Here is a 14,355-nt window from a genome sequence, read left to right as displayed (position 1 = left end):
TTTAAGAAAAACGTTCAATGTTAAACGGTTTTATATCTAAACTTGTTTTTTTATTACTTATGATTTCAGAAACTAATTTACCCGTTGCTGGACCTAGACTCCATCCCATCATCGCATGACCAGTAGCTACTGTCACATTTTTAATTTTTGAGAGTTTACCAATATATGGTAACCCATCTGGAGAGCAAGGTCTGAGTCCGCTCTCTACATTATTAATGTCTTTTTTTGTAATTTGTAAATTGTCGTAATATTGTTTAGCGGCTTGAGTAATTGTATGTACTCTTTTTAGGTTTATTTTATTGTTAATACCAGCAATTTCCATGGTGCCACCAAAACGAGTAAAACCATTCATAGGTGTTACAGCTACTTTTGCCTCAGTTAATATAGCAGGAATTGTAATACCCGTATTCTCTTTTACATTAACCCGATAGCCTTTACCTGCTTGAATAGGAATATTAATACCAAGTTTTTTAGCTATTCTTTGTGTCCATGAGCCAGTTGCTAATATAAATTCATCTGCAGTAATTGTATCATTAAGAGTATTGATATATTGTATTTTATTGTTTTTGATATGAAAATCAGTAACCTGTTCGTTAGCTAAAAAAGTTACATTATTTTGTGTTAAATATAGCTTTAACTGGTTCATGTACTCATTAGGTGTCATGTGAGCATCTGAATGATAGTAGATAGAACCTTTAATATTTAGTTTAATATTAGGCTCTAATTTTTGAGTTTGTTCTTTAGTTAAATGTTCTACTTTTAACCCTTCTTTTATGCCTAATTTTCCTATATTCCACTCTTCTTCCCCCATTTTATCAGTTTTATAATGCATTAATAAACCTTTATGTTGATAATGAAAATCAAAATCATTAGAAGTTTTAATTTCCTCATAAAGCTCTTTACTAAATACATTAATATTTTTGATAATAGGAATAGAAGTTGCAACTTTTTTATGTGTAGCAGATTTTTTAAATAACCATGCCCATTGAAAAAAGTCATGATCTAACTGAGGTTTAATAGAAAAAGGACTTGTAGAGCTAAACATCCATTTAATACCTTTATTAATAATGCCTGGTGCGGCTAGTGAAATAATATGACTAGGTGTTATAATACCTGCATTAACATAGGAAGCACCCGAAGAAAAGTTAGATTTATCTATAACAGTTACCTTATGACCTTCTTTTAGAAGGAAATACGCAGTAGATAAACCTATAATTCCTCCACCAATTATAATACAATCTTTCAATAATGTAACGTTTTAATTGTTTATTAATTGTTTTTTACCAATAACCTAAAATTAATGATTTAAATAACTTGAAAACCATAAGCATATGGGTCATCTTTATCATCTATTATAATGTTATTATACCCATATACTTTTGCCCATCCTTGTATACTGGGAATAATAGCTGGTTTACCGTTTAAAGTTGTTTCTTTTTCTACACGACCAATAAACTTACTACCTATAAAGCTCTCATGTATAAAGTCTTCTTCAATTTGTAATTTTCCCTTTGTAAATAATTGAGCTAATCTAGCAGATGTACCAGTACCACAAGGGCTTCTGTCAATTGCTTTATCACCATAAAATACAGCATTTCTTCCTGATGAGCTTGGGTTTATTGGATCACCTGTCCATAGCATATGTGTAACGTCTCTAATAGTTTTATTCTCTGGATGAATAAACATGTCAGGATATTTTTCATTTATTCGATTTCGAACAACTTGAGAGTATTGAATAATTTTAGATGCTGTAAAATTGTGTACACCCGAAAAGTTTTTTTGAGGATCTACAATTGCATAATAATTTCCACCATAAGCTACATCGAAAGTAATTTCTCCTAAATCTGGACAATCTACTGTGAGTTCTTCAGCTGCTAAATAACTTTTTACATTTGTCAAACGAACCCAATCTACTTTTTTTCCGGTTTGCTGATATTCAATTTCAATTAAGCCAGCAGGAGCTTCCATTCTAATCTTTCCTGGAACTTTAGGTGTAACTAAGCCTTCTTCAATTGCTATAGTGATTGTTCCAATTGTTCCGTGACCACACATGGGTAAACATCCAGAAGTTTCAATAAATAAAATAGCAAAATCATTTTTTGGGTTGTGAGGAGGGAACAAGATTGAGCCACTCATCATATCATGACCACGAGGTTCAAACATTAAACCTTTACGAATCCAATCATACTCTCTAAGGAAGTGTTGACGTTTTTCGCTCATGTTGGCTCCTATTAAGTTAGGACCACCTCCTGCAACAACTCTCACAGGATTACCACAAGTGTGTGCATCTACACAAAAAAAAGTTTTTTTCATCTTAAATTGAATTGCCAGCTTGTATTCTGTAGTAGAAAAAACCCTTCAAATTTTTCTATTTTGGAAAGACGAAGCTGGCTTTATTTCAATTTCTTTAGATGCTCCAAAAGTAAGGTTTTGAACTTACAGGTTTTCTAAAGAAATTATTAAATTTTATTATACTATTTTCTCTTTTGTTAGTGTACCGTTAACAGAACGTAAAATATATAAAGGGTTTTCGTTTTTTAGTTCTTGAGGAAGCAGATAATTAGGCCAGTCTTGATAGCTAAATGGACGTACCCAACGTTTAATAGAGTTTATTCCTACTGCTGTGAATCTGCTGTCTGTTGATGCTGGGTATGGACCTCCATGAACCATTGATGGACAAACTTCTACACCAGTAGGAACACCGTTAAAAATAATTCTTCCAACCCTGTTTTGTAAAGCTGAAACTATAGTAGGGTAGTCAGCTACTTCATTATCATCTGAAATAACTGTTCCTGTAAGTTGCCCTTCTAAGCTCAAAATTATTTCTTCTAACTGTTTTTCGTTTTTACATTGAACCACAATAGAATATGGGCCAAATACTTCTTGGTGTAAAGTAGGATTGTCTAAAAATGTTTTTCCTTTAACAGTTGTAACTATTTGAGAAGCATAGTTGGCTTGTGTTTCCTCTTTATAGTTAGTAACTACAGTTAATCCTTCTTGAGCAATAGCTTTAGATTTGTTACTCTCGTATGCTCCAACAATGTTTGGATGTAGCATACAAGTTGGATTGATTTCTACAATTTTTTTAGCTAAAGAATTAATAAAATGATCTAAACCATCGCTTTCTATTCCTAAGATCAATCCAGGATTCGTACAAAATTGTCCTGTACCTAACGTAATAGAATTAGCATAAGTACTTGCTATGCTTTTACTTCTATTTTGTAATGCTTTTGGAAGCATAATAACTGGGTTAATACTTCCCATTTCAGCAAATACAGGAATCGGCTCCTCTCGTTTTGCAGCTAAATCTAATAAAGCTCTTCCTCCGCGGATACTACCTGTAAAGCCAACAGCTTTTACTTTAGGGTGAGCTACTAATTGCTGACCTACTTCAATACCACTAGAGTTTAAGTTAGAAAAAACACCATTAGGCATTTCAGTTTTTTCAGCAGCTTTAATAATTGCTGAAGCTATAAGTTCACCCGTACCTGCATGCATTGGGTGCGACTTAACTATCACAGGACAACCAGCGGCTAAAGCAGCTGCAGTATCTCCACCTGCTGTAGAATAGGCAAGAGGAAAATTACTTGCGCCAAAAACAACTACAGGACCTAAAGGAATATTCATTTTACGTAAATCTGATTTAGGACTTGGTTCTCTATCAGGAATTGCAGTGTCGATAGTAGCCTCTACCCATGAGCCCTCTTCAACTAAATCAGCGAAAGAGCGTAATTGAAATACAGTTCTTCCTCGTTCTCCTTTTGCACGACCTTCTGGTAATCCAGATTCAGCACAATATGTTTGTATCAATTTAGTACCTAAGGCTAAAATTTCATCAGCAATAGCATTTAAAAATTCAGCTTTTCTATTACCAGAAATAGTTTGGTATTCTTTAAACGCTGTTGTAGCTAAATCGACAGCATTATTAATCTCTTCTGGAGTCGCTTCGGTAAAAATATATTCATTTTCCTGGTTTAATTCAGGGTTAAATGTTTTGTAAGTTGTACTTCCTAAATTCGATAACTGATTTCCTATATAGTTTTTTCCTGTAATCATATTTAAATTGACAAAGAGTTAATTAGTGAGTAGCTAAAGTTTTATAATTGGGTAAAGTTGGTCTGTTTTTTAAGCCTGTTTCTATTACGCTTAAAACGTGTTTACGCTCTTCACCAATTAATGGTAGCCTTGGTGCTCTTACGTTTTCACTACCGATACCTGTAGCTACTTCTGCTAGTTTAATGTTTTGCACTAATTTAGGGTTTATATCTAATTCCAACAACGGTAAAAACCAACGATAAATTTCTAAAGCTTCTTGTATACGCCCCGCTTTTTGTAGTTCATAAATAGCTACTGTTTCTTTAGGAAAAGCACAAACAAGACCAGCAATCCAACCATCTGCACCCATTAATAAACTTTCCAAAGCTATTGTGTCTACACCAGTCATTATCTTTAATCGATTACCAAAACGGTTCTTAATTCTAGTTACATTAGAAATGTCTCTTGTAGACTCTTTTACAGCTTCAATATTATCATGTTTTAATAATTCTTCAAACATATCTAGTGTAACCTCAATCTTATAATCAACAGGATTGTTATAAACCATAATTGGAAGTGAAGTGTTTTTTGCTACAGCTTTAAAGTATTCTACTGTTTCTCTGTCTCCAGACTTGTATCTCATGGGAGGAAGCATCATTAAACCCTTTGCCCCATCTTCTTCAGCTTTTTGAGCTGCTTCTATGGCTGCTTTTGTAGTTTGTTCAGCTATGTTAATTAATACAGGCACTTTATTATTAACAAGCTTTACGGTAGTTTGGGTTAATATCCTTTTTTCATCATCAGATAAAGTACTAGCTTCTCCTAGCGTACCGCCTAATACTATGCCGTGTACACCAGCATCTAATTGTGCTTTTATGTTCACTTCAAACATGTTTAAGTCTAGGGCATCATCATTTGTAAACTTTGTAGTTACTGCTGGCATTACACCGTTCCAATTTATACTCATTTTAGTATTGTTTTTTTGGCAAAGTTATAAGTGAAGAAGTGACTGTCTTAGCTTCAAATTACCTAATACTGGTATAATATTACCTTATTAATTATTTTGATTAGTATTTGTTAGTAGTATTTGCATATTTTTGAATACTAATAGTAGTTTTATTAATGAAAGTTTTACCCTTTAAAATACCAAAAACTCATAATATTGGTTTGATCTATCAGGAGGATAAAGAACAATTCTTTTATGATAAATTCCATCAGCATGAGGAAATACAATTATGTGTAATAGTGAAGGGAGAGGGAACTTTAATTGTTGGTGATACTGTTAATAAATATTCATCTGGAGATGTCTTAGTTATAGGAGGTAATTTACCACATGTTTTTAAAAGTGATGCTTCCGTTATTAAAGAGTCTTTTATGATTTCCCTTTTTTTTACAAAAGAATCTTTTGGGAAGAGTTTCTTCCAGTTAGATGACTTTAAAGAATTAATTCCTTTTTTTGAAAAATCTATATCAGGATTTAAACTCTTAAATAACAAAAAAAAAGTTATAAGAATTTTATTAAGTTTACAAAAATCAAGTAATCTTAATCGTTTCATAGGTTTACTAAGAGTTTTAAAAATTTTAGTTGATTCTGATACAATAGAGCTTGCTAGCTTTATCTACCCTAAAAGATATACAGATAATGAAGGAAAAAGAATGCGTGATGTAATGGATTTTACAATAAATAATTTTGAAAAAAATATAGATTTATATGAAATAGCAGAAAAAGCAAATATGACTCCCAATGCTTTCTGCAGATATTTCAAACAAAGAACAAATAAAACGTACTTTACTTTTTTAAATGAATTGCGTGTAGAGAATGCTTGTAAATTATTAGTGTCAGACAAAAGCCTTCCAATTAGCTCAATAGCATATAAATCAGGATTCAATAATTTATCTAATTTTAATAGAAAATTTAAAGAAGTTAAAGGAATAAGCCCTTCAATTTTTAGACATAAAAACATATAAATAGTTTTTTGAATAATAGTTATTTTGTTTCTTAAAATTTAACAAAAAAAGCAATATTTCTTAGTTATATTTGTCTTTTTGTTTTTTAAAAAATTATGAAGAAGATAATTGTTTCTGTTTTTTTTTTATTATTAAATTTAGTTTATAATGTTTCAGCACAGGAAACATTACCAATTTATGCTGATTATTTGTCAGATAATGTATATTTATTACATCCTGCAGCTGCAGGTATAGGAGATTGTGGGAAAATAAGATTAACAGCACGTCAACAATGGTTAGGGGTAGATGATGCTCCTGCTTTACAAACAGCAAGTTTTCATACAAAGTTAGGAGAATACTCTAACACAGGAGTTGGAGTAATTCTTTTTAATGATAAAAATGGATATCATTCACAAAAGGGAGTTCAAGGTACCTATGCTTATCATATAGATATGGGAAATGAAAACCTTTTTAATCAGTTATCTTTTGGATTGTCTTTTTCTGTGGTTCAGAATGAAAGAGATCAAAGGGCTTTTATAAACGATCCTACAGTAAGTCAGGTTATAGAAAGTGATTTTTATTTTAATGCTGATTTCGGAATGGCATATCATAAAAATGGGCTGTCATCTTATTTTACCATAAAAAATATTTTCTTATCAGCAAAAAACAATTTAAACCCAGATTTTGAATCATATAATCTTAGAAATTATATTCTTGGAGGAGGATACTTTTTTGGTGATAAAGAAAAGTTACAATTTGAGCCCTCATTAATGTTTCAATACAAAGAACAGACTAAAGAAAAAATAGCAGACATAAATTTTAAAGTATACAAAACACTAAATACAACTCAAATATGGGCTGCCTTATCTTATAGAAAGAGCTTTGGAGGAAATGTCTTTGGAGACTCACAATACGTAACTCCAATAGTTGGAGTTAATTATAAAAAATGGATGTTTGCTTATACTTATACACAGCAAACAGGTGATGTAGTATTTTCAAATGGAGGTTTTCATCAATTATCATTAGGTGTAAATCTATTCTGTACTAAAAGAAGAGCAGCTGCGTGTCCTAATATTAATGGAAGTTTTACGTATTAAAAATTTAAGAATTTTATTGTACTATTTTTATAGTCTTTCAACATTGATTTTAAAACATCAGCCTCTTTGTTAATATAAAATGTGTTTTCGGTAACTTCATTACTATTATTTAGTAAATTTTGTTGAAGTAAAACATTTTTAACTTGTCTGGCTACAGCTTCGCCAGAGTCAATAATCTTTACATTTTTACCCGTAATTTTTTGTATTTGAGGTAATAAATAAGGATAGTGAGTACAGCCTAAAACAATATAGTCACATTTTTTATCTAGCATTGGTGTTAGGTACTTTTTTAATAATAAAGTCATTTTATTAGAATAGATGTTTCCATTTTCTATAAGTTCAACTAATCCTTCTCCTACTTGTTCAATAATATTAATTTGATCATTTAAACTTGAGGTTGTTTTTTCAAACAAAGCACTATTTAAGGTTCCCTTAGTAGCCAATATACCAATAGTACCCGTTTGAGTTTGTAATGAAGCTGGTTTTATAGCAGGTTCTATACCAATAAAAGGTATTTTATAATTAGCTCTTAGATATTCAATGGCATTAGTAGTAGCTGTATTACAAGCAACAACTATAATTTTGGCTCCTTTATCAATTAAAAATTCAGTATTTTTTATTGATAAATTAACTATTTCTTGTGTTGATTTTTGACCATATGGAGCATTTTTACTATCTGATAAATAAATAGTGTTTTCTTTTGGCAGTAGCTGATGGGTTTCTTTCCAAATAGATGTACCTCCAATACCAGAATCAAAAATACCAATAGGTTGTTGTGTAATCATTTTCATACGTATAACAAAAATAAAAATCCTGCTGTTTAAACAGCAGGATTTTTATATAAATATATGTATTCTTTTTAGAATCCTAATTTAGCTCTTACAGCATCATAAATATCTTCTCCTTTGTCGTAAACGATTAAACCTTTACCTGGTGCAGCATCGAAAACGTATATAATTCCTTTTTCAGAAGCAACAGCTTTAATAGCATCTTCAGCTTTCTTTAAAATAGGAATAGTTTTTTCTTGATATTTCTTTTGCATTTCTTTACCAGCAGCTTGTTCAGCTTGGCTAATTCTTAATCTTTCTTGTTGAACTTCAACAGCTCTTTTTTGGTTTACCTCTTGTGTTTGACTTTTACCTTCAGCTTCATATTTCTTCATTTTAGCCTCAAGTTTCTTATACATTGTTTCAATGTCATCACGGTATGTTTTGTTTAGCTTTTCTAGTTCTGCTTTCATAGCTTTTGTAGCAGGCATTTCAGCTAATAATTTATCAGTGTTAATATGTGCAGTTTTCTGTGCATTCGCCACACCACCTAATCCAACCGTAAAAATTGCAACTAATAATAACGTTTTTAAATGTTTCATCTTTGTTTAATTTAATTAATGTTATTTTATTCTTGATTTATTTGTTCTGTTTTGTTTCCTCTTCTTTTTTCTTTCTAGCTTCTTCTTGTGCTTTTAATAAGGCTTTCCTCTTTTCTTGTAAAAGTTTTCTTTTATTAGCTCTTTCTTCTAAACGTTGTTTTCTTTTTTCTTCTATTTGTTTAATTTTAGCAAGTCTATCAGCTTCTTTTTTCTTTTTTAATTCTTCTCTTTTAGCTATTTTTTCTTTTTGTTCGTCACTTAAATTATCATTTTTAAGTAATGACTTTTTAGCTTCAATTTTATCCTTTTTAGCTTGCCTTCTTTGATCGATATTAATCATTTGTACAACAAGGTCGCTAATATCGTGTTTTTTGTTGGAATATAGCATAACTAAATCGCTAGATTTATCAAAAACAAAATCGTATTTTTTTCTAGAAGCAATCGTTTGTACAGCATTGTATACTTGGTCTTGCACGGGTTTTACTAATTGCTTTCTTAAATTGTACATGTCACCGTTTGGACCAAAATATAAAGACTCTAACCTTCTTAAAGATTCTTGTTTAATGGTGATGTCTTCTTCACGCTCTTCAATTAAATCTTTAGTTAAAATGGCTTTTTCGTTAGTTAAATCAACTTTCAAAACTTCAATAGCACGAGCCTCTTTATCTAGTTTAGATTTCCATTTTTCTACTTTAGCATCTAAAGAGTTTTGTGCTTCTAAATATGCTGGGATACTTTGAAGAATATACTCCATATCAATGTAAGCTATACGTTGATTTTTTTGGGCAGCGGTTATACTTGCTATAAGTAAAAGAACGATTGATAAAATACTTTTTTTCATCTTTGATATAATGTGTTTAGAAAAAACCGTGCCAAAACCTAGACGCATTATGAATGCATGATTTTAGAACTGTCTTCCAATTATAAAATGGGTTTGCCAACCAGATTTTTCGGTTAAGCCAGGTAAAGGATCAAAACCATGAGCGAAATCAATACCTAATAATCCAAATGCAGGCATAAATATACGAACACCTACTCCAGCTGAACGCTTTAACTTAAACGGATTAAATTCGCTAAAATTGTCATAAGAATTACCTGCTTCTAAAAAGCCTACAGTGTAAATCGATGCAGTAGGCTTATCTGTAATAGAATAACGCAGTTCTAATTGAAATTTGTTATAAATAGCCCCACCATCAATAGAAGAGATACGGTTGTTCTCATATCCTCTTAATCCAATTGTTTCACGACCATCTAATTGACCTTGTGCAATACCGTCTCCTCCCACAAAGTATCTTTCAACTGGCGTTAAGCCTAATTCATCATTGTAAGAACCTAAATAACCTACTTCGAAATTAGACATTAATACTAACTTGTTAGCTAAGGCTGTATACCACTTACCTTTAGCAGAAATTTTATAGTATTCTAACCATCTGTATTTATCAGCTAAATAAGCTTGTCTTTCATCAGAAGTTGGGTTCGTAGGCTCAGTGTAGTCTTTTCCATTAACTAATGAATAAGGGAAAGTAGCTTTAGCTTTTAAAGTAAATTCAGAACCGTAAGTAGGGAAAATTAAACTAGGACCTGCAGAATTACGGCTAAGTGCTACTGTATATGCTAAGTTGTTTAAATCTCCTTGGCTAAGAATATTATTAGAAGAACCTACACGATAACCATAGTTTTGTAATTCTATTCTTTGATAACTAATGTTTTGAGAAAGAGTAAAATAATCATCAGGCCATTTTAAACGTTTACCTAAACCTATAGATGCACCAATTATACTAAGACTTTCATCTTTATTTACATCGTTCGTAGTAAAATCATAACGATATTGATTTGAAAAATATACAGAGAAAGATAAAGATTGAGGTGTTTTACCGCCTAACCATGGCTCTGTAAAAGAAAAACTATAGGTATTGTAAGTTCTACTTGCTTGTAAACGAAGAGAAAGTTTTTGACCATCTCCCATAGGTAGTGGCTTATAAGCATCTTTATTAAAGATGTTTCTAACTGAGAAATTGTTAAAAGAAAGACCTAAAGTACCTATAAAGGAACCACCACCATAACCTCCTTGTAACTCAATTTGACTTCCTCCTTTTTCAACAACAGAAAAATCAATATCAGCAGTTTTATTCTGATAATCAGGTTTAACATCTGGTGTTACATTAGTGTCGAAGAAACCTAATTGCCCAATTTCACGAATAGACCTAATAATATTTTCACGGCTAAATAAATCTCCCGGCTTAACACGTAATTCTCTATAAATTACATGGTCGTTTGTTTTATCGTTACCCGTTACTGTTACCTTTTTTATTGTTGCAGGTTCATCTTCTCTAATACGAACTTCAACAGTAATGGAGTCATTTTCTACTTTAGTTTCTACAGCGTTTACTTGAGAGAATAAGAAACCATTATTATGATAGAGAGTTTGTATGTCTTGAGAAGTAGGTGTACCATCTCCAGAGATACGCTCTTTTAAAACCTTTCCATTGTAAATATCTCCTTTGTCTATTCGGAGGATGTTACTTAACTGTTCATCTGTATATTGTTTATTACCAATAAAAACAATTTCATCAAAACGGTATTGACGGCCTTCTTCAACTTCAATTTCAAGATTAATGGTATTGTCATCATTCCAAACAACTTTGTCAGATAAAATCCTAGCATCACGATATCCGTTTTCGCTGTATTTTTCAAGAATACTTTTTAAATCTTCTTTATAATCATCTAAAATATATTTAGAAGCTTTCCAAAAACGACCAAAAATTTTACGTTTGGTGTTTTTCATGGCACCACGCAAAGTAGCGTTAGACATGGCTTTATTGCCAGTAAAATTAATTTCTTTAATCTTTATACGATTACCCCTATCGATAAAAATAGACATGCTAACAGTGTTAACATCAGAAGTGTCTTTTTTAGTATCTAATGAAACCTTTGTTTTTAAGAAACCTTTATCTGTATATTTCTTTTTAATAAAGTTGCGAGTGGTAACAATAAGGTTGTCTGTGACCATTACCCCTTTTTTTAATTCTGTTTCTTTTTTTATCTCTTTAATTTGTGATTTTTTTATCCCAGAAATGGTAACTCCAGTTAATTGAGGTAACTCAGTTACATCAAATTGAAGATATACTGTTTCACCATCGCGTTTAGATAAATAAACATCTACTTCACTAAATTGTTTACTTTCATATAGCTTTTTAATGGCACTTGTAAGTTTGTCTCCTGGTAATTTAATTGGTTGTCCTTCAACTAAACCAGTATATACTCTTACTGTTTGTTCGCTAAATTTTTGTAAGCCAGTTACAGTTATACCTCCTAAAATATACTCTTTTCCTTTTTCGTAGGAAATAATATTTGTGACAGTACTGTCTTTAGGAGTTGTGTCTTGCGCTTGAGTACTCACCACAAATAGGGTGATAAAAAATACTAGTAAATACGAATATTTATTCATTTGTTTCAATCTGTTCACTGGTTTTTCCAAATCTTCTTTCTCTATTTTGATAATCAATTATTGCGTTATAAAGATGTTGTTTTCTGTAATCAGGCCATAGTACATCAGTAAAATATAACTCAGCATAAGCCATTTGCCACAGTAAATAATTGCTTATTCTTTGTTCCCCACTTGTACGTATCATTAAATCAACATCGGGCAAATTAAACGTATATAAATGATTATTTATAATTTTCTCGTTAATTTTTTCAATTTCTATCTCGTTATTAACAACTTTTTTTGATATGTTTTTGATAGCATTAACAATTTCCTCTCTTGAACCGTAGCTTAAAGCAAAGGTTAAAGTAATTTTAGTATTGTTTTTAGTTGCATCAATAACCTTACTCAATACTTTTTGGGCATTGCTTGGTAAATTTGTTAAGTTACCAATAGCATTGACTTTTACATTTTTACGTTGAAATTCGGGGAGTTCTTTTTTTAGAGTAGTTACCAATAAACTCATTAAAGCATCTACTTCTAGTTTTGGGCGATTCCAGTTCTCGGTTGAAAAGGCATACAGGGTTAAAAATTTAACACCAAGCTCAGAAGCAGTATCAGCTGTTTCTCTAATAGCTGTTAAAGCATTTCTATGTCCAAAAACACGTTGCATACCTTTACCTTTTGCCCATCTACCGTTACCATCCATAATAATGGCTATATGGTTTGGTACTTTTTGTAAATTAATACGCTGTAGTTTTTCTTCCATAATTATTGTGCTATTCCACCAAAGCAAGGTGGTCTTCCAAAGGTATATACAATAGAAACTCCTGAGAATACATACCAGTCATTTCCATTACCCCCAAAATCTAGTGAGTTTATTTTATCTGTTGTAAAGTCTAAATCGTCTACGAATGTGAATCGTATACCTGTTTCAAAAGCAATGGCAAAATTATCGGTTAATCTTCCTTTTAATCCAATACCTACAGGAATAGTATATGAAAATTTGTTTTTTAAGAGAACTGTATTACTTGATGAAGTTGGTTCTGGACTTTTGTAATTAAAAGCAGCAATTTCAGCTAATATATAAGGTGTAAATGAAGTTCTGTAATCGCTGATGTTATAATCAAAGAAATTAAATTCTACTCCAGCTGCAAATTCATGAATGGTGTTTGAAAAGCTAATACCTCTGTTTTGGCGAAAAGCATTATCAGCATTGTTATCATTACCAGAAATAGGCATGTAAGTATATGTTCCTCTTAAGGCAATTCTTGGGTTTAGGTTATACTTGTATATAAGACCACCAGCAAACTCATTAGGGTGTATGTAATTGGTACTACCAATATCACCAACATAGTTAGAACCACCGGCAAAGAAACCAATTTCGTGTGTTTGTGATTGTAAAGGTGTTACTACACAAGCCAATAATATTAATAAAATAAGTCCTCTCATTGTAAAATAGCGTGCAAATATAGGGAATTGAATTTGCTTTAAAAAGTTAATAATCTGTCTTTTTGATTAACTTTTTTTTTATGGTTTTATTGTAATCATTATCGTTATAAGGATTCATTTCGTATGTCTTCTCCCCATAAAAGTTTTCCGCGCAAGGTATTTAAATAAGATTGATTCTTTGGTAAAATACTTTTTATGGTAAATGGTGCTTTTTGTATTTTTATTTCAGTTTCTAAGGAAACAGTGGTAATGCGTGAATCTAGAGAGATTAAAAAATCTTTTTCTCTAGCACTTACTTCTAAAAGAATATCAGTATTATCTGGAATAACCATTGGACGCGCATTTAAATTATGTGGTGCAATGGGAGTAATAACAAAGCTTTTTGAATTAGGTAAAATAACAGGACCATCACAACTAAGTGAATATCCTGTAGAACCTGTTGGTGTTGCTATAATTAATCCATCAGCCCAATAATTTGTTAAATATTCTTCGTTCAATGAGGTTTTAATTCCAATCATAGAAGTTGTGTTTCTTCTAGCAATAGTAACCTCATTAAGAGCAAAGTTAAGTTCAGAAAAATCTTCAGTTGTAGGAGAAGTTTCTATTTGTAATAAAGATCGTTCTTGAAGTGTATATTCTTTTTTAAGCATTAAGTTAATTGCTTCTTCAATTTGATCTTTTTGTATGGTGGCCAAAAAACCTAAACGCCCCGTATTAATACCCATAATAGGAATATCTAAATCTCTAATGTAGGTTACAGCTCTCAAAATAGTACCATCTCCACCTATGGTAAACATTACATCAAAAGTGTTTGATAAGTCATTAAAATGTGCGTAGGTAGGATACTTTTTATTTAGTGAATTCTTTTCAAGAAATAAATTATAGAATTGTTGTTCAAAAAAAACAACAATATTATGTTTTTCTAAGATAGTTAAAAGAATTTTAACCTCTTTATCTGCAAGTGTAGTATATGCTTGACCGTAAATAGCGACTTTTTTCACTGTTAAAATTTTGTGTTGGTTATTGAAAAA

At 31.3% G+C, this 14,355-nt stretch carries 13 protein-coding genes; 2 read left to right on the top strand and 11 right to left on the bottom strand.

Features of this window, described 5'->3' with window-relative positions:
* Window position 1: 1 nt before the first annotated feature.
* The 4 genes from MHM83_RS09060 to MHM83_RS09045 all read right to left on the bottom strand — a co-directional run bounded on the left by MHM83_RS09060 (window position 2) and on the right by MHM83_RS09045 (window position 5,002).
* Entirely contained in the window at window positions 2-1,246 is a 1,245-nt protein-coding gene (locus tag MHM83_RS09060; protein WP_239179334.1) for an NAD(P)/FAD-dependent oxidoreductase, read from the bottom strand.
* A 59-nt stretch (window positions 1,247-1,305) separates the two neighbouring features.
* Window positions 1,306-2,313, bottom strand: coding sequence for a 4-hydroxyproline epimerase (locus tag MHM83_RS09055; protein WP_239179332.1), 1,008 nt, complete (start codon window positions 2,311-2,313; stop codon window positions 1,306-1,308).
* Between the two features lie 156 nt (window positions 2,314-2,469).
* Window positions 2,470-4,056 (bottom strand): aldehyde dehydrogenase (NADP(+)), encoded by a 1,587-nt coding sequence (locus MHM83_RS09050; protein WP_239179330.1) that lies wholly within the window; start codon window positions 4,054-4,056, stop codon window positions 2,470-2,472.
* A gap of 22 nt (window positions 4,057-4,078) precedes the next feature.
* A complete protein-coding gene (locus MHM83_RS09045) occupies window positions 4,079-5,002 on the bottom strand; it encodes a dihydrodipicolinate synthase family protein (RefSeq protein WP_239179328.1) in 924 nt (307 codons plus the stop codon).
* Between the two features lie 155 nt (window positions 5,003-5,157).
* Between MHM83_RS09045 and MHM83_RS09040 the strand changes: the two genes are divergently transcribed.
* Both MHM83_RS09040 and MHM83_RS09035 read left to right on the top strand, forming a co-directional pair.
* A complete protein-coding gene (locus MHM83_RS09040) occupies window positions 5,158-6,003 on the top strand; it encodes an AraC family transcriptional regulator (RefSeq protein ID WP_073181883.1) in 846 nt (281 codons plus the stop codon).
* Between the two features lie 95 nt (window positions 6,004-6,098).
* Window positions 6,099-7,079, top strand: coding sequence for a PorP/SprF family type IX secretion system membrane protein (locus MHM83_RS09035; RefSeq protein WP_239179326.1), 981 nt, complete (start codon window positions 6,099-6,101; stop codon window positions 7,077-7,079).
* On the opposite strand, the gene murI is transcribed toward MHM83_RS09035, so the two are convergent.
* From murI to MHM83_RS09000, 7 genes are all read right to left on the bottom strand, one after another.
* A complete protein-coding gene (murI, locus tag MHM83_RS09030; RefSeq protein WP_239179324.1) occupies window positions 7,076-7,864 on the bottom strand; it encodes a glutamate racemase in 789 nt (262 codons plus the stop codon). The two genes, MHM83_RS09035 and murI, sit on opposite strands and share 4 nt — an antisense overlap.
* Before the next feature lie 74 nt (window positions 7,865-7,938).
* Window positions 7,939-8,448, bottom strand: a complete 510-nt coding sequence (locus MHM83_RS09025; RefSeq protein WP_047788636.1) for an OmpH family outer membrane protein — start codon at window positions 8,446-8,448, stop codon at window positions 7,939-7,941.
* 37 nt (window positions 8,449-8,485) lie between these two features.
* On the bottom strand, window positions 8,486-9,289 hold the full coding sequence (locus MHM83_RS09020) for an OmpH family outer membrane protein (RefSeq protein WP_047788635.1): 804 nt from the start codon (window positions 9,287-9,289) through the stop codon (window positions 8,486-8,488).
* Window positions 9,290-9,352: 63 nt separating this feature from the next.
* On the bottom strand, window positions 9,353-11,896 hold the full coding sequence (bamA, locus tag MHM83_RS09015) for an outer membrane protein assembly factor BamA (RefSeq protein WP_239179322.1): 2,544 nt from the start codon (window positions 11,894-11,896) through the stop codon (window positions 9,353-9,355).
* Window positions 11,889-12,641, bottom strand: a complete 753-nt coding sequence (locus tag MHM83_RS09010) for an isoprenyl transferase (RefSeq protein WP_167713082.1) — start codon at window positions 12,639-12,641, stop codon at window positions 11,889-11,891. Before MHM83_RS09010 ends, bamA begins: the two co-directional genes overlap by 8 nt.
* 2 nt (window positions 12,642-12,643) lie before the next feature.
* Window positions 12,644-13,324, bottom strand: a complete 681-nt coding sequence (locus MHM83_RS09005) for a DUF6089 family protein (protein WP_239179320.1) — start codon at window positions 13,322-13,324, stop codon at window positions 12,644-12,646.
* A gap of 104 nt (window positions 13,325-13,428) precedes the next feature.
* Window positions 13,429-14,325, bottom strand: a complete 897-nt coding sequence (locus MHM83_RS09000; protein WP_239179318.1) for an NAD kinase — start codon at window positions 14,323-14,325, stop codon at window positions 13,429-13,431.
* Window positions 14,326-14,355: the final 30 nt, after the last annotated feature.

It is taken from the genome of Tenacibaculum sp. Mcav3-52, assembly GCF_022347665.1.
Taxonomy (GTDB): Bacteria; Bacteroidota; Bacteroidia; order Flavobacteriales; family Flavobacteriaceae; genus Polaribacter; species Polaribacter mesophilus.
Note: the sequence above shows the minus strand (reverse complement) of the source record. Positions and strands in the feature narration are given on the sequence as shown.